At 65.4% G+C, this 14,485-nt stretch carries 13 protein-coding genes; 1 reads left to right on the top strand and 12 read right to left on the bottom strand.

What is annotated here, in order from left to right:
* Positions 1-96 precede the first annotated feature (96 nt).
* Entirely contained in the window at positions 97-1,011 is a 915-nt protein-coding gene (locus BLU39_RS19335) for a LysR family transcriptional regulator (RefSeq protein ID WP_092716194.1), read from the top strand.
* Between the two features lie 3 nt (positions 1,012-1,014).
* Here BLU39_RS19335 and BLU39_RS19330 read toward each other — a convergent pair whose 3' ends face one another.
* The 12 genes from BLU39_RS19330 to BLU39_RS19275 form a co-directional block, all read right to left on the bottom strand.
* Positions 1,015-1,407 (bottom strand): hypothetical protein, encoded by a 393-nt coding sequence (locus BLU39_RS19330; RefSeq protein ID WP_092715883.1) that lies wholly within the window; start codon positions 1,405-1,407, stop codon positions 1,015-1,017.
* A gap of 89 nt (positions 1,408-1,496) precedes the next feature.
* A complete protein-coding gene (locus BLU39_RS19325) occupies positions 1,497-2,828 on the bottom strand; it encodes a PepSY-associated TM helix domain-containing protein (RefSeq protein WP_092716192.1) in 1,332 nt (443 codons plus the stop codon).
* An 8-nt stretch (positions 2,829-2,836) separates the two neighbouring features.
* On the bottom strand, positions 2,837-4,960 hold the full coding sequence (locus BLU39_RS19320; RefSeq protein ID WP_254789016.1) for a TonB-dependent receptor family protein: 2,124 nt from the start codon (positions 4,958-4,960) through the stop codon (positions 2,837-2,839).
* 77 nt (positions 4,961-5,037) lie between these two features.
* On the bottom strand, positions 5,038-5,445 hold the full coding sequence (locus tag BLU39_RS19315) for a DUF2946 domain-containing protein (protein ID WP_254789015.1): 408 nt from the start codon (positions 5,443-5,445) through the stop codon (positions 5,038-5,040).
* Positions 5,446-5,492: 47 nt separating this feature from the next.
* Positions 5,493-6,089: a PqiC family protein gene (locus BLU39_RS19310; RefSeq protein WP_092715879.1), complete on the bottom strand. Its 597-nt coding sequence runs from the start codon at positions 6,087-6,089 to the stop codon at positions 5,493-5,495.
* Positions 6,086-7,717, bottom strand: coding sequence for a PqiB family protein (locus BLU39_RS19305; protein ID WP_070303398.1), 1,632 nt, complete (start codon positions 7,715-7,717; stop codon positions 6,086-6,088). Before BLU39_RS19305 ends, BLU39_RS19310 begins: the two co-directional genes overlap by 4 nt.
* Entirely contained in the window at positions 7,710-9,041 is a 1,332-nt protein-coding gene (locus BLU39_RS19300) for a paraquat-inducible protein A (RefSeq protein ID WP_092715877.1), read from the bottom strand. The genes BLU39_RS19305 and BLU39_RS19300 overlap by 8 nt, the downstream gene beginning before the upstream one ends.
* Positions 9,042-9,130: 89 nt before the next feature.
* Positions 9,131-10,480 (bottom strand): amidase, encoded by a 1,350-nt coding sequence (locus BLU39_RS19295; protein ID WP_092715875.1) that lies wholly within the window; start codon positions 10,478-10,480, stop codon positions 9,131-9,133.
* A gap of 3 nt (positions 10,481-10,483) precedes the next feature.
* Positions 10,484-11,161 carry a DUF2848 domain-containing protein gene (locus tag BLU39_RS19290; RefSeq protein WP_092715873.1) on the bottom strand — a complete coding sequence of 226 codons (678 nt, stop codon included), beginning with the start codon at positions 11,159-11,161 and terminating at the stop codon, positions 10,484-10,486.
* 4 nt (positions 11,162-11,165) lie between these two features.
* The gene (locus tag BLU39_RS19285) at positions 11,166-12,494 is read right to left on the bottom strand and encodes an MFS transporter (protein WP_092715871.1); all 1,329 of its coding nucleotides are present in this window, start codon (positions 12,492-12,494) and stop codon (positions 11,166-11,168) included.
* A gap of 108 nt (positions 12,495-12,602) precedes the next feature.
* Positions 12,603-13,274 (bottom strand): DUF4286 family protein, encoded by a 672-nt coding sequence (locus BLU39_RS19280; protein WP_092715869.1) that lies wholly within the window; start codon positions 13,272-13,274, stop codon positions 12,603-12,605.
* Between the two features lie 225 nt (positions 13,275-13,499).
* Entirely contained in the window at positions 13,500-14,417 is a 918-nt protein-coding gene (locus BLU39_RS19275; RefSeq protein WP_092715866.1) for a LysR family transcriptional regulator, read from the bottom strand.
* Positions 14,418-14,485 lie beyond the last annotated feature (68 nt).

Raw genomic sequence — 14,485 nt, 5'->3', positions numbered from 1 at the left:
TCCGTATAATTCTGTGGAGTGGTGACACGATATTCCCCAAATATCCCCACGTCCAACACCGAGTTGGTATCAAACCTATACCTGAAAGGTATGAAGATGGAATTACGGCACTTGCGCTACTTCGTTGCGGTCGCAGAGGAAAGGAACTTCACGCGGGCCGCCGCGCGCCTGCACATCGCGCAGCCGCCGCTGAGCCGGCAGATGCAGCAGCTGGAAGAAACCTTGGGCGTGGCGCTGATCGAAAAAGGGTCGCGCCCCTTGCGGCTGACGGAAGCGGGCGAGTTTTTTCTCGCCCATGCGCGCCCCCTGCTCGACCAGGTGCGCGACCTGCAGGCGATGACGCAGCGCGTGGGCAAGCTGGAACGCACGCTGTCGATCGGCTTCGTCGCCTCGACCCTGTATGGAGAATTGCCCGACATCGTGCACCGCTTTTGCGAGCGCCATCCCGAGGTCGACGTGACCCTGCATGAGATGACGACGGTGCAGCAGTTGAAGGCCCTGAAGGAAGGCCGCATCGACGTGGGTTTCGGACGCCTGAAAAGTGAAGACCCCAGCATCCGCCGCATCCTGCTGCGCGAGGAGCGGCTGGTGGTGGCCCTGCCGCCCGGCCACCGGCTGGCCAAGGGCGAAGGCGGCTTGCGCCTGATTGACCTGATCCACGAAACCCTGCTCGTGTATCCGAAAGCGCCCCGCCCCAGCTTTGCCGACCAGGTGCTGGCCATGTTCAGCGAAGGCAATGTCACGCCCGGCCCCGTGACGGAAGTGCGCGAACTGCAAATTTCCATGGGACTGGTGGCCGCCGGCCAGGGCATTTCCATCGTGCCCGAAAGCGTGCAGGCCATGCATCACCGGAACGTCGTGTACCGCAAGCTGGACGACAAGCATGCGTTCTCGCCCATCTTATTCAGCATGCGGCATAGGGACCGCTCGCCCGAGCTGGAAAACATCCTCGCTGCCGTGTACTCGATCTACGATGAACACGGCATCGCGCACGTCAAGGAAAGCCTGTAGCCCTCACGTTGACAGCGGCGCGTCGGCCAGCAATTCCGGGCGCAACGCGCGGATGCGCAGTTCCGTGAAATAGCCGCCCGCCTCGTTGTAGCGCAGGTAGTGGCGGCCGCAGTCCAGGCAGCGGGCCACCTGGCTCAGGTTCGCGGGATAGTAGCGCGGCGCGATGGGCGCATCGACGCTGTCGTAGCGCGTGCCGTACGGGTGATGCTCGGCAAACGTCGGTTCCTCGTACGGGTCTTCGCGCAGGGTGCCGATTTCTTCAAAGCGGTCCAGTTCCAGCGAAGTGGGCAGGCGCTGCCAGGCATCGAGCGGCACGGCGCAGCAGCTGCATTTTTTTGTCACCAGCGCCGACGTGGCGGCCAGTGCGGACAAGGCGGGGAAATCGATGAATATCATGTTCGGCCATTGCAAAGGTGCGGCCCATGGCAACGAGCCTGGCCGCGCCCCCTCATTCTAGCCCAGCAAGCGCCTGGCCATGTATGCCTTCATCGCGCAGCCCGGCGCCAGCGCATGGCCCGTGCCAGCCCCAGTTCGAGCAGCATCAGCATGCCGCCGGAAACGAGCAGCAAGGGCATCAGCGCACACATGGCGGCCGCCGTCAGCCAGGCCAGCATGGAAGGCGACGTCCAGGCGCCCGGCAGCAGCTTGGGCAAGCCCAGCGAGCCTGGCAAGCGCCGTTTGAAAAACATCACCCAGCCCGACACCAGCGAGAACAGCACGCTGGCGCCGAACAGCAGCAGCAAGGCCTGGTTCCACCAGCCGAATTCGCCGCGATGGAACGGGATGCCGATGGCGGTCGCCTTGCCGAACGCCGTCTGCGCCTCCCACCCCGCGTAATACAGGGGCTTGCCGCTGTAGGCGTCGAACTGCAGGTCGAAGCGCAAGCTGGGCTGGCTGCGGTCGGCCATGGTGGCGCGCCACACGTCGTCCTGGCTGGCCGGCGCCGTCAGCTGCACGGCGATGGCGGGCGCATGGCTGCGCGCCACCTGCCACGCATCCTGCCAGTCGAGCGGAGCGCCCTCCTCGCGCGAATGCAGGCCGCGCGGCACGGGCGGCGGCGCCTGGCCGCTGACGTCGCGCAGCGCGCGGATGCGGCCGCCTGCCTGCTGGCTCCACGTCAGTCCCGTCGTCAGGATCACGACGCTGACGATGCCGAGCGCCACGCCAAGAAACGCATGCCACTGGCGCCAGCCGTTGCGGCCCCGCGCGCCTCGCTTCGGCAAGCCCGATTGCGCGCCGCGCGGCCACCACAGCACCACGCCCGTCACCAGCATCACCATCAGCCAGCTGGCCGCCAGCTCGATCATCCAGCGCCAGCCATCGTTTTGCAGCAGGCGCGAATGCAGTTTCTTGGCCCAGTTGCCAAAGCGCTCGCTGCTGGCCAGGCTGCCCAGCACGCGCGCATCGTAAGGGTTCACGTAGACGACGATGGCTTGCGCGGGCAGGCCGAACTTCGGCCTGGCTTTCACCGGCATCCCATGTCCAGCATGTTCATCGTGCGCGCCGCCGGGCGGCGCGAACGCCACCTGCACCGCGTCGTTCGCCTGGAACGGCGGCACCACGTGCTGCACCGTCCAGCCACGCGGCGCGGCCCGTTCGGCGGCCGCCACGGCGGCGTCCAGCGGCAGCATGGACGCTTGCGGCGCCACGTGGTCGAGGTGCTGGTACAGCCTTGTTTCGATCTGCGGCGTGAACACGTACAGGATGCCCGTCAGGGTGGCCACCAGCGCGAAGGGCGAAGCGATCAGCGCGGCCCAGAAGTGGATGCGCCAGTACAGGCTTTTGCGCCGTGCGATGAGAAAAGTTGCGTCGTCCATGGCCATCCTCACAGTGCGCTGTAGGTATAGGACAGGCCCAGCATCACGCTGCGCGGCGCGCCGGGCGTGTACTGGTTCTGCGTATTGGCCGCGTAGCTGCCTGTGCCCGAGTAACTGCTGCTGGCCGAATCGGCATAGCGCTTGTCGGCGAGGTTGCGCACCTGCGCCCAGGCTTCCAGCCCGCGCGCGATCAGGTAGCTGGCGCGCACATTCAGCAGCGCATGGCCCTTGTACTCCACCGTGTTGGCGTTGTTCATCCAGTAGCGGCCCTGGTGCACGGCTTCGAGCGCGATGCGCGCGCCCGCCACGGGCTTGTAGCCGATCTCGAACGAGGTGATGTCGCGCGGCGCCTGCGGCATGGCGCGGCCGCTGTAATCGAGGGTGGAGGACACCTGGTAGCGCAGGTAGCGGTGGCGCGCGATGGCCGTGGCGAAGCGCGCGTCGAACGGGCCGCTGTCGTAGTTCAGGCCCAGCTCCAGCCCTTCGCTGCGCGTGCGCCCCGCATTGCGGTTTTCGCTATTCCCCGGTGACACGGTATAGCTGACGATGGTGTCGCGCCCGTCGAGCCGGTACAGGGCCGTGTCGAGTTTCAAGCGGCCCTGCAAAAAAGCCCAGCGCAAGCCCAGTTCATAATTGTTGTAGACGGACGGTTGCAGGTCGGCGATGCCCGTCTTGCCATACAGCTGGCTCACTTCGGGCGGCGTGAAACCCTGGCTGACGTTCGCATACACGCTGCCCGCAGGAGCGATGGCGTAGGTGGCGCCCAGCTTCGGGCTCACATGCGAAAAGCTGCGCGACTCGTCGGGCGCGCCGTAATTGGCGCTGCCGCCTGGCGCCAGATTGTTATGGTAGTCGTAGCGGATGGCGTCCGAGCGGCCGCCCAGCACCACGCGCGTGCCCGCCAGCGGCGTAAATTCCCATTGCGCGAAGACGGCCGTGTTGAGGATGTCCGTCTGGTAGTCGCGCACGCCCTGCGGATTGCTCGCATTGGCCAGGGTATAGCGCAGGTAGCGGCCCGTGGCCGCATCGCGCACGATGGACAGGTTGTCGCTGACGAAAGGGTTGTCGCTCTTGTCCACGTAGACGCCGGCGACCAGGCGCGAGCGCAGCCAGGCGAACTCCTGCTGGTGCTTCACGTCCAGTCCCAGCGAATCGACGTGGTTGTTGTTGATGACGCCCTTGCACAACAGTCCCGCGCAACTGCCGATGGAGTACGCGGGAAGCTGCCCATGATCGTTCTTGCGCGTAAACACGGTGACGGTGCTCGTGCCATTGGCCGTCGTCTGTCCTTCCCACGCCAGATTCACGCGCGTGGTCTTGTCCTTGCGGTAGGTGAACGTGTTCAGGCTCTTGCCGGGATTGCGGCGGTAATCGTTCTCGAACAAGCTGCCCGTCATGGCCGCATCGAGATCCGTATGGACGATAGTGGCGCGCAGCTGGGACGTGGGACTGAGCGCATAGTCGGCGCGCAGCGAGAACGAATCCTTGTCGCCATAGCTGTACTCTTGCCAGTTGTCGCGCGAACGGCGCGAGCTGTAATGGGAAAAGCGCAGTCCCAGCGGGCCCCAGGTATCGCTGGCGGCCGTGTCGTAGCGGATGAATCCGCCCACGTTATCGCGCCGCACGCCCACGCTTGCCGTCGGTGTCGCGCTGGCGCCGGCCGTGAGGAAATTGACGGCGCCGCCGACGGCATTGCTGCCGTACAGCGACGAGGCGGCGCCCTTCACCACTTCCACCCCGCCGGCGCCCGCCATGTTCATCTCGTTGAGAGAATTGTGGTTGAAGACGCCCAGCGGACGGATGGGAATGCCGTCTTCCAGGTACTGGTAGACGGCGTTCGTGCCGATGGGCTGGCGGATGCTCATGCTGTGCTGTTCATTGCCCAGGTCATTCCAGTACACGCCGGCGATGCGATTGAGGATATCGCCCATGGTCCTGGGCTTGTCGCGTTCCAGCGTTTTGGCATTGACGACGCCAATCGCCTGCGGCGTTTCGGACAGCCACGATTGCGCGCGCGAGCCGGAAACGACGACGGTGTCGATGGCGTGGTCGGTTTGGTCAGGTTGCTGCGCCTGTGCGCACGGGTAAGCCACGGTGATGGCCGCGGCCAGCACCAATAATTTCTTGTTCATGTGATTCTCGTCTAAGTGTGCGGATGCGGCGCATCACACCGCAAGGTGGACGGCGCCAGCATTGAAAATGCAAAAACTCAGACGAGAGCGGGCGGCGCGCGCGATTGCGCCGTGGACCAGATGAACAGTGGGGATGGAGACTGGTAGTACAGGGACGGGAAAATGGCCGAGCCCAGGGCGACGGGCAGCGGCAGCACGGGGCTGGCGGGCGGCAGGCCGACGGAACCCGCATGCGTGGAGCAGAAGGCGCAATGCTCCATCTGCATGGCCTTGCCGCCGGATTTCTCATCGGCGGCGCCGTCATCGGCCTGCACAAGCTGGACAAAACGGATGCCGGCCACCGAGCAGATTTCCGCCCAGCCGGAGCCGGACTCCTGCTTGGCATTGGCGACGGCCCGGGAAATCGATGGCGCGAGCGCCGCCAGCAGGATCGCGAAACAGGCGATCCAGGCGGCAAAGCGGCGCGTGAACAAGGTCATTCCCATGGCCGCATTTTACCAGCGGCCGCCGGGACTGGGTAGCGGAAAGCGGCTCAGGATGCCGGACAGGCGGCGTTGCCGTTGTCAAAAGCGCGCACGACGCTTGCCGTATCGGCGGCGATGCGGTTCACGGCGCGGCGATGGCCGAGCACCAGTTCATCGTAGCCGGCGCCCACCTTTTCATTGGCGATCGTGCGGCAAGTAACCACCTTGTTGCTGGCCAGCTGGCGTACGCTCCACACGGCGTCGATCAGCGCATACTGGCCCATCACGGACTCGAAACGCTGCACATTGGTGCTGATGCGGTACACGGGCAGCTTGTCCGGGTATGGCGTGCGGAACACGTCGATGGCGCCCAGGTCGTTCGTCACGGCCGTCGACAGGGCCTGGCCGATCTCGCCGGCCAGCGGCCCCGCCCAGCGCTGCTGCTCCAGCAATTCGATGCGGCCCGACGGCGCCGTCACGACGAACTGGTTGCGGCTCACCTGCTGCGGCACGCTGACGGCCAGCACCTCGACATAGTATTTGACGGGCTTGGCCGGCTGCGCGTCGGCGCCGCCGCTGAGCGTATAGAAATGCTCGGGCTGGGGCGTGGAGCAGGCGCCCAGCAGGCTGGCCGCCAGCAGCGCGGAAAAAATCGCTTTCATCATTTTTTTTCATCTCCTTTTTTACCGCGGATCAGGGACTCGGGATGACGTTCCAGGTAATCCGACAGGGCATTGAGCGACTGCAGGGTTTGCGTCAACTGCTGCAAGGCCTGGCGCACGTCCGACTGCAGCGGCGAATCCTTTTGCAGCACCTGTTCGGCCGAACCAAAAGTCTGTTTCGCCGCCGTCAAGGTATCGCGCATTTCCGGCACCACCTGGCCATCGAGCTGCTTGAACAAGGTATTGGCCTGCTTGATGGTGGCGTTCAGGTTGTTGCCGATCTCGGCGTACGGCACCTGATCGAGCTTGCGGGCGATGCTGGCGATCTGCGTCTGCAATTCGTCGAGGGTATTCGGCACGGTCGGCACTTCCAGCGGATACCGGTTCGGATCGAGCGCCACCTTCGGCGCTTTCGGGAAGAAGTCGAGCGCGATGTACAGCTGGCTGGTCAGCAGATTGCCCGTGCGTAGCTGGGCGCGCAAACCACGGCTGACCATGCGTTCGAGCAGCTGGTGGCCGGCAGAGCCTTCCTCATCGTCGACGGCGGCCTTGAAACGCATGCCCAGGCGGGCCGGGTACAGGTTGACGGTGACGGGCATGCGGAAGTTCTTCTTCACGGGATCGAACTCGATGCCCACCGAACGCACTTCGCCCAGCACGATGCCGCGGAAGTCCACCGTGGCGCCGGGCTGCAAGCCGCGCAGGGACTGGTCGAAATAGAACACGGTGGTGATCGCCTCGCCATCGGGCTCGCGCATGGCGCTGGCCTCGTCGGCCGCCAGGCGGTAGTTGGTGCCGGCCGGCGCCGGTTCGACGGGTTTGCGGCCGTTTTCCGCCTCGAAGGCGATACCGCCCACCAGCATGGCGGCCAGCGATTGCGTATTCAATTTGAAGCCGTTCGAATCGAGGCGCACGTCGACGCCGCTGGCATGCCACCAGCGCGCATCCTTGCCGACAAACTGGTCGTACGGTGCATTGACGAAGACCGACATGGTGATGCCGTTGCCATCCTTGTCCAGCGCGAAGCTGACCACCTTGCCCACGCGCAGGCGGTGGAAGAACAGGGGCGAGCCCACGTCGACGGAGCCAAGGCTGTCCGCATGCAGGGTGTACAGCTTGCCCTTCTGGTCTCCCGCCACGGCGGGCGGGCTTTCCATGCCGATGAAGTTCTCTTTTTTGGCTTCCGACTTTCCCGTGTCAACGCCGATGTAGGCGCCCGACAGCAAGGTGCCCAGGCCCGTCACGCCGCTGGCGCCGATCTGCGGGCGCACCACCCAGAAGCGCGAATCGGCGGTGGCGAAGCGGCGCGCTTCCTTGCTCATGTCGATCGTCACCAGCACCTTGCTCAAGTCGTCGCCCAGGGTGATGGCGCGCACCTGGCCGATATCGACATCCTTGTATTTGACCTTGGTCTTGCCCGGCTCCAGGCCTTCGGCGCTCTTGAAGCTGACCGTCACCGTGGGTCCCTGGTCGAGGATGGACTTGGCGGCCAGGCCGGCGCCGATCAGCGCGGCCAGCAGCGGAATGAGCCACACCAGCGACGGCAGCCAGCGGCTGGCCGGGTCCACGTCGGGTTCGGGCAGAGGCCGTGCGCCGGTTTCGGCAAGGTCGCCCGTTTCTTTGTCAGCCATGCTGTTCTCCAATCACTGTATTGTTTCCGGTATTTGCCGCACTGCTGCGTTTTTCATCCTCGGCCGCCTTGTCGTCGACAGGGTCCCAGATCAGGCGCGGGTCGAACTGCATCGCCGCCAGCATGGTCAGCACCACCACGGCGCCAAAGGCCAGCGCGCCGGGTCCGGCCGTAATCACGGCCAGCGACTTGAAGCGCACCAGCGCCACCGTCAGGGTGACGACAAAGATGTCGAGCATGGACCAGCGGCCGATGAATTCAACCATGCGGTACAAAATGGTGCGCTGGCGCGGCCGCCAGCGCGAACGCCGCTGCGCCGTGAACGCCAGCAGCGCCAGCACGCCCAGTTTCAGCATCGGCACGACCACGCTGGCGATGAAGATGATGATGGCCAGGCCCTTCGAGCCGCTGGTCCAGAACAGCACGACGCCGCTCATGATGGTGTCGTCCTGCGCGCCGAACAGCGATTGCGTCACCATCACGGGCAGCAGGTTGGCGGGAATGTAGAGGATCATGGCGGCGATCAGCAAGGCCCAGGTGCGGTTGATGCTGTCCGGTTTGCGCACGTGCAGGGCCGTGCCGCAACGCACGCAGGCCAGGTGCCTGCCCTTGCGCAGGGGCGGCGCCACCAGGCCGCAGGCATGGCAGGGAACAACCTTCTCGCCCGGAGCGAAAGCCTTGTAGCGCATGCCGGGCAGCGCCTGGCGGGTCAGGTCGTCGCCCAGGTTCCACAGGGCCTTGGGGTCGAACGAGACGACGATGGCCAGCATCAGCGTCAGCGCGCCGAACGCGAACAGCCCCGGTTGCGGCAGCACCGTGGCCAGGCTGGTCATCTTGACGACGGTGATCAGGATGCCTATCATCAGCACCTCCGTCATGCCCCATTCGCGCGCCGTCTGTACGGCGCGCAGCACGCGGTTAAAGCCCGGCACCTTGACGCCGCAGCGCAGGCCCAGCGCCACATACAGCAGTGAACCGAGTTCGATGGCGGGAAAGAGTATGGTAAACAGGAAGACCATCGTCGCCACGATGTGCATCTGCTCGTACCACAGCACGCGGATGGAACCGAGCAAGGTGGCGCTGGAAGTCAGGCCATTGACGTCGAGTTCGACGATGGGGAAAAACTGGGCGATCAGGAAGACGAAGGCGGCGCCCAGGGTGAGCGCCACCACCTTGCTCAATTCGGCCGATGCGCCGCGCGCGTGGGCGCCCCGATACAACACCGAGCGGCAACGGATGCAGCGCGCCTTGTCGCGTGGACGCAGCGGACGCTTGCGGTACAACACGCCGCAGTCATGACAGCTAATCAGGTCGTATCGGTGCACAGTGTGAAGTTTGCCGGCGCCCGAAGCGCGACTTTCCCATGTTAATGCCAGCCATCATGACAGAGTTGGCATTTTCCTGCACTACGGCATTATTCTTTTGCACTCCCCCGTAGCAGCGCCTCCACGGCGCGGCCGATTTGGAGCACTTGATCGTCGGCGCCGGCCAGACCGCAAATGCCCAGTCCCACGGGCAGCTCGCCCTCGGCATGGCATGGCAAGGACAGCGCGCAGCCATCGAGGAAGTTGATCACGCTGGCGTTGCGCAGCACCAGGCCATTCGTGGCAAAGAAGGTGGCGTCATCGGCTTCCAGCGGCGCGACTTCCGGCGCGAGTATGGCCACGCTGGGCATCAGCCAGGCGTCGAATGGCGCCAGACGCTGCTTCGCGGTGGCGATCAGGCGCGCGCGCGCATCGAGCAAATCGATGTAGTCAAACGCGCCCTGCTGCTGGCCGCGGCGGATGCGCGCCGCCACGCGCTGGTCGTATTGCGCGCCCTTCTCTTCCAGGAGCGCCCTGTGCCAGTGCCAGGCTTCCGCCGCCACCAGGCCGCCACCGCCATTGATACCCGGCAGTTCCAGCAACTCAGGAAAATCGAACTGCTCCACCAGGGCGCCCGCTTGCCGCAGCTGGTCCAGCGCCGCGTCGAAAGCCTGCTGCACCTGCGGCTCCACGTGCGTACCGACGTAGTCCAGGGTAAAACCGAAGCGCAAGCCTTTCAATGCCGGCGCCTGCGCGTCGACGTCATGGCCCGACAGCGCCGCGTACAAAATGGCGCAGCAGTCGACGCTGTGCGCGATGGGGCCGGCCGAATCGAGGGAACGCGACAAGGGCACCGTGCCGGCCAGCGACACGGAAGCGGCCGTCGGCTTGAAGCCCGTCAGGCCGCAAAAGGCGGACGGGATGCGGATCGAGCCGCCCGTGTCCGTGCCCAGCGCTCCGGCCGCCATGTCCAGCGCCACCGTCACGGCGCCGCCCGAGGTGGAGCCTCCCGCCACGCGCCCGCCGTCGTGCGGATTGCGCGGCGTGCCGTGATGGGGATTCAGGCCCAGGCCGGAAAACGCGAATTCGCTCATGTTGGTGCGGCCCAGCAGGACGGCGCCGGCCGCGCGCAGGCGCGCCACGGCGCCCGCGTCTGCCTCGGCAGGCGGTGCATCGGCCAGCGCCAGCGAGGCGGCGCTGCTGGTTTGCCCTTTGACGTCGAACAGGTCCTTGATCGAGATGGGCACGCCGGCCAGCGGCGAGGCAACGATGCCGGCGGCGCGCGCCGCATCGCTGGCCCGCGCCTCCATCAGCGCCTGTTCGCCATCGAGGCTGACATAGGCATGGCCGCCCTGCGCCCGGTGCGCCTCGGCGCGCGCCAGCATCTGCTGTGTCAGCGCCACGCTGGTGATGCGGCCGGCGGCCAGGTCGGCCGCCAGTTCACGGATGGTCTTGGTCATTGTTTATCCTTCCACGGGCAGGGTTTGCACGGCATAGCGGTGCCGCAGGCGGCGTTGCAAGGCTGGATCATACAGCTCCAGCGCGAAAGCGTCGCCATGGCCCATCTCGCCGATGATCGGCTGCGTGCCGCAAAACATGGCGCTGCCCACGGGCAGGCTGGCCTGCCCCGTGTAGCGCTGAATCAGGTCTTCCGGCGACAGCATGCGCGTCACGGGGCCATCCTGGTACAGGGCCGGCACGCCGGCGCGCTCGCGCCAGGAGCGCATCTGCAGCTGGCCCCAGTGGCCGGCCACGTCGGCATGGCGCCACAAGGTATCGCCCACGGGCTTGCCGCACATCTGCTTCGACACCGTCACGCCATAGCTTTCCACCTTGCGGTCCGTGTGGTCCGAGCCGATGCCCACCAGCAGGCCGTATTCCGTGGAGAACAGCACGAATTCCGCTTCGCCCGACGAATCGCCGCCCGGCACTTCGATGGCCCCGTCGCTGGAGAGCAGCGATGCCGAGACCCGGTAAAACGTCGGCACGCTTTTCGGGCGCGCCACGCCGATGGCTTCCAGTTCGGCGATATGGTGCTCCACCATCGCCATGTCGCGCCCCGTCCAGCCGGCGATGATCAGGTGATCGATGTCGAAGGTGACGGGGCCGTGGCCTGCCAGTTGAAAATGCAATGTCGTCATGATGTTATTCCTCAAGAGGGCCGCGGCCCGTTTCGCGTGCCGCAAAAACGGCGGCGCCGGTGATCAGCAAGGCCGCCGCCACGTATAGCGAGACGGCCATGGTGCTGTTGTACGAGCGGTACAGGCTGGCAATGACGAGCGGGGCGAAACCGCCGCCGATGACGCCGGCCAGGGTGTAGGCCAGCGAAGAACCCGCATAGCGTACCTTGGTGGGAAATTGCTCGATGACAAAGGCCGCCTGCGGGCCGTACATGATGGCGTGGATGACCAGGCCCACGACGACGGCCGTGACGATGGCGGCCGGGCTGGCCGTGTCTAACAAGGTGAAGAAGGCAAACGCCCACACGAGGCCCAGGATGGCGCCCAGCGCATACACGGGACGGCGGCCGATCCTGTCCGACAGCGCGCCAAACACGGGCACCGACAGCGCATTGCACGCCGTGCCGATCATGATGGCGGTCAGCGCCAGGGTCGACGACAGGTGCAGCACCGTCGTCACATACGTCAGGGTGAACACCACCACCAGCGCATACAGCACGTCCGAGCCGATGCGCACGCCGCCGGCGATCAGCAGACGGCGCCAATAGAGGCGCAGCACGTCGCCGATCGGCGCTTCCGCTTTCGCATCCTGCTGGTCGAGTTCCTTGAACAGCGGGGTTTCCTCGATGCCGCTGCGTATCCACATGCCGAAGGCCACCAGCAGCAGGCTGGCGATGAACGGCATGCGCCAGCCCCAGTCCATGAAGGCTTCATGCGGCAGCAGATAGGTGATCAGGCCGATGCAACCGGTGGCCAGCAAGGTGCCGAACGACGGTCCCACCTGCGTCCACGACGCGTTGCGGCCCCGCTTGTCAGGCGCCCCGTGTTCGACGGAGATCAGCACGGCGCCCGCCCATTCGCCGCCCAAAGCGATGCCTTGCACGAAGCGCAGCGCCACCAGCAGGACGGGGCTCCAGATGCCCGCCGTCGCGTAAGTCGGCAAGAGGCCCATGAGGCCCGTCGTCACGCCCATCAGCATCAGGGTCACGACCAGCACCCAGCGCCGTCCCAGCTTGTCGCCCAGGTGGCCGAAGATCACGCCGCCGATGGGGCGCGAGATGTAGCCGACCGCATACGTGGAAAAGGCCAGGATGGTGCCCGTCAGCGGGTCGAACGAGGGAAAGAACAGGTGGTTGAAGATCAGCGCGGCCATGGTGTTGTAGACGGTGAAGTCATACCATTCCAGGGTCGTGCCGACCATGCTGGCCGTGGCCAGGCGGCCCGTCTTGGCCGTCGTGGCCTTCTCGCCCGGTGCCCGGGCTGCCGGATGCGCAGCGTTCGTATATGTGGTCATAGCCTACCTCTCTCGTCAGTTTTATTGCAGGCCCGGCGCAGGATGCTTTGCCCTGCGCCGTGGCCCGTGTCTCGTGTTATCGGTGCCGGCAAGATGCGCGCGGCCGTGTCAGGCAGCGCGCAGGTCCGCCTCGCGCAATTGCCAGGACAGTTGCAGGATGGCTGCCTGTTCCACATCCAGTTCCAGCGCCGCGCTGGCGGCATTGGCGGCCGCCACGGCGGCGCTTTCGGAGGACGCATCGATCAGGAAAATCGGGTCGAGCACGCGGCCTTCCTTCCGCTCCGCCGGCAGGGGGCCGGACAGGTTCGCGTCAGGTGTCAGCAGACGCGTGGCGATGACGCCGTCAATCTGCAGCAGCTTCGTTCCCAGCGTGGCCATGGCGTCCACGGCTTGCGCATCCTGGCCGATGGCTGGCGCGCCCAGGCGCAGCACGGCCAGCCAGGCGCCCGTGCCCATGCCCGTTTCCGCCTCGATGGCGCAAACGCGGCGCATCGGGTCGACCATGCGCTGCAAGTTCGTCAGCGACCATGGCGTCTGCTGGCCAAAGGCCTTGAAGTAGTCGGGGGTCTGGAAGGCGCCCAGCGAATCGGTGCGATACAGGCCCAGGTATTTGCGCGGACCGCGCACGCTCTGGTAGCGCGTGCCGCTGACGAAGCCGGGAATGCGCACGCGCTCTTCCACGTGCTCGCGGTCGTACCAGCGGTTGAAATCGCGTTCGTGTTCGGGGTCGGCGCTGGTCCAGACAAACAGGATGCCTGGCAAGGTGGGGGACGTCGTCATGATGGTTCCGTTCTGCGTTATGGATGGTGTGCCAACCCAGAATAGGTGGCACGCCATCACTTGGCAAACGGGTTATTCTGAACGCGACTGATAAGTTTTTCTTGTGGGTGAGGATGAGGCCAACAATGTTGTCGGATTACGCGCCTGGGCGCTAATCCGACCTACGTCACAGCGTCTCTCTATCCACAGCATCGTAGGTCGGCTTAGCGTCAGCGTAAGCCGACGTCAGCCCGCACCGTACTCCGCGCCCAATCCCAGGGTGAATCTGGCCGCCTCTTCGCACGCCAGCATGGCGACCAATTGGATCGCTTCCGTGGTGATGTCTTCGCTGTAGCTGATGACGATGCGCTGCGGCGCCAGGCTGCTGGTGCAGGGGATCAGGGCGATGTGGCCCTGCTCGATTTCCTCGCGCAGGGGCGCCAGCGGCAGCACGGCGATACCGAAGCCCGCTTTGACCAGGCGCACGATGGCGGAGATCGAACTGACGCAGTGGACTCTTCCCAGCTGCACGCCCTCGTCCTGGCACAGCGCCTTCAAGGCCGAATGCGGCTGCGAACCGCGGTTCATGGTGATGATCGGATGCTGCGCCAGTTGCGCCACGCTGAATGGCGCGCCCGTATCGGGCCAGTCGGCGGCCCTGCCGGCCCAGCCCATGGCGATGACGCCGCTGCCCGTGCTGCGGATATGGTCGCCCGTCAGCATGTCCGTCTGCAGCGCGATATCGAGCTCGCCCTGCTGCAGCTGTTCGTGCAGGCGGCGCGTCGATTCCGACGTCAATTGAATCTCGATACCGGGATAGCGCTCCTGCACGCGCTGCAGGAACGGGATCAGCCAGGTATGCACGATGGTTTCGATGACGCCGATGCGCACTTCGCCCGTGATCTGCGCGGGCGAGGAATTGGCCGCATACATGTCGCGGCACAGTTCCAGCATGCGTTCGGCGTACACGAGCAGATTGCGCCCGGCAAAGGTCAGGCGGATTTCACGCGCGTCGCGGTCGAACAAACGCGTGCCGAAATCCTGCTCCAGCGAGGCGATGCGGTTCGAGATGGCCGCCTGCGTGATGTGCAGCTTGTCGGCCGCCGTGCGAAAACTGCCCAGCCGCGCAGCCCAGACAAACGCTTCGAGAAAACGGGTATTCAATGGGGCTCTTCTTCACAGGTTGAGTGTCCGCCCCATTGTAAGCCAAAGCGCCCGTTCTATTTCTCGCC

Source organism: Janthinobacterium sp. OK676, assembly GCF_900103595.1.
In the GTDB taxonomy this organism is placed as follows: Bacteria; Pseudomonadota; Gammaproteobacteria; order Burkholderiales; family Burkholderiaceae_D; genus Janthinobacterium.
The sequence above is the reverse complement of the archived record's forward strand: the minus strand, read 5'-3'. Positions and strand labels throughout refer to the sequence as shown.

Excerpts from the sequence above, each read along its gene's own strand:
- BLU39_RS19315 (WP_254789015.1), bottom strand. The coding sequence starts at position 5,445 with ATGGGAATGACCTTGTTCACGCGCCGCTTTGCCGCCTGGATCGCCTGT.
- BLU39_RS19320 (WP_254789016.1), bottom strand. The coding sequence starts at position 4,960 with ATGAACAAGAAATTATTGGTGCTGGCCGCGGCCATCACCGTGGCTTAC.
- BLU39_RS19305 (WP_070303398.1), bottom strand. The coding sequence starts at position 7,717 with ATGGCTGACAAAGAAACGGGCGACCTTGCCGAAACCGGCGCACGGCCT.
- BLU39_RS19295 (WP_092715875.1), bottom strand. The coding sequence starts at position 10,480 with ATGACCAAGACCATCCGTGAACTGGCGGCCGACCTGGCCGCCGGCCGC.
- BLU39_RS19335 (WP_092716194.1), top strand. The coding sequence starts at position 97 with ATGGAATTACGGCACTTGCGCTACTTCGTTGCGGTCGCAGAGGAAAGG.
- BLU39_RS19290 (WP_092715873.1), bottom strand. The coding sequence starts at position 11,161 with ATGACGACATTGCATTTTCAACTGGCAGGCCACGGCCCCGTCACCTTC.
- BLU39_RS19285 (WP_092715871.1), bottom strand. The coding sequence starts at position 12,494 with ATGACCACATATACGAACGCTGCGCATCCGGCAGCCCGGGCACCGGGC.
- BLU39_RS19330 (WP_092715883.1), bottom strand. The coding sequence starts at position 1,407 with ATGATATTCATCGATTTCCCCGCCTTGTCCGCACTGGCCGCCACGTCG.
- BLU39_RS19325 (WP_092716192.1), bottom strand. The coding sequence starts at position 2,828 with ATGGACGACGCAACTTTTCTCATCGCACGGCGCAAAAGCCTGTACTGG.
- BLU39_RS19310 (WP_092715879.1), bottom strand. The coding sequence starts at position 6,089 with ATGATGAAAGCGATTTTTTCCGCGCTGCTGGCGGCCAGCCTGCTGGGC.
- BLU39_RS19280 (WP_092715869.1), bottom strand. The coding sequence starts at position 13,274 with ATGACGACGTCCCCCACCTTGCCAGGCATCCTGTTTGTCTGGACCAGC.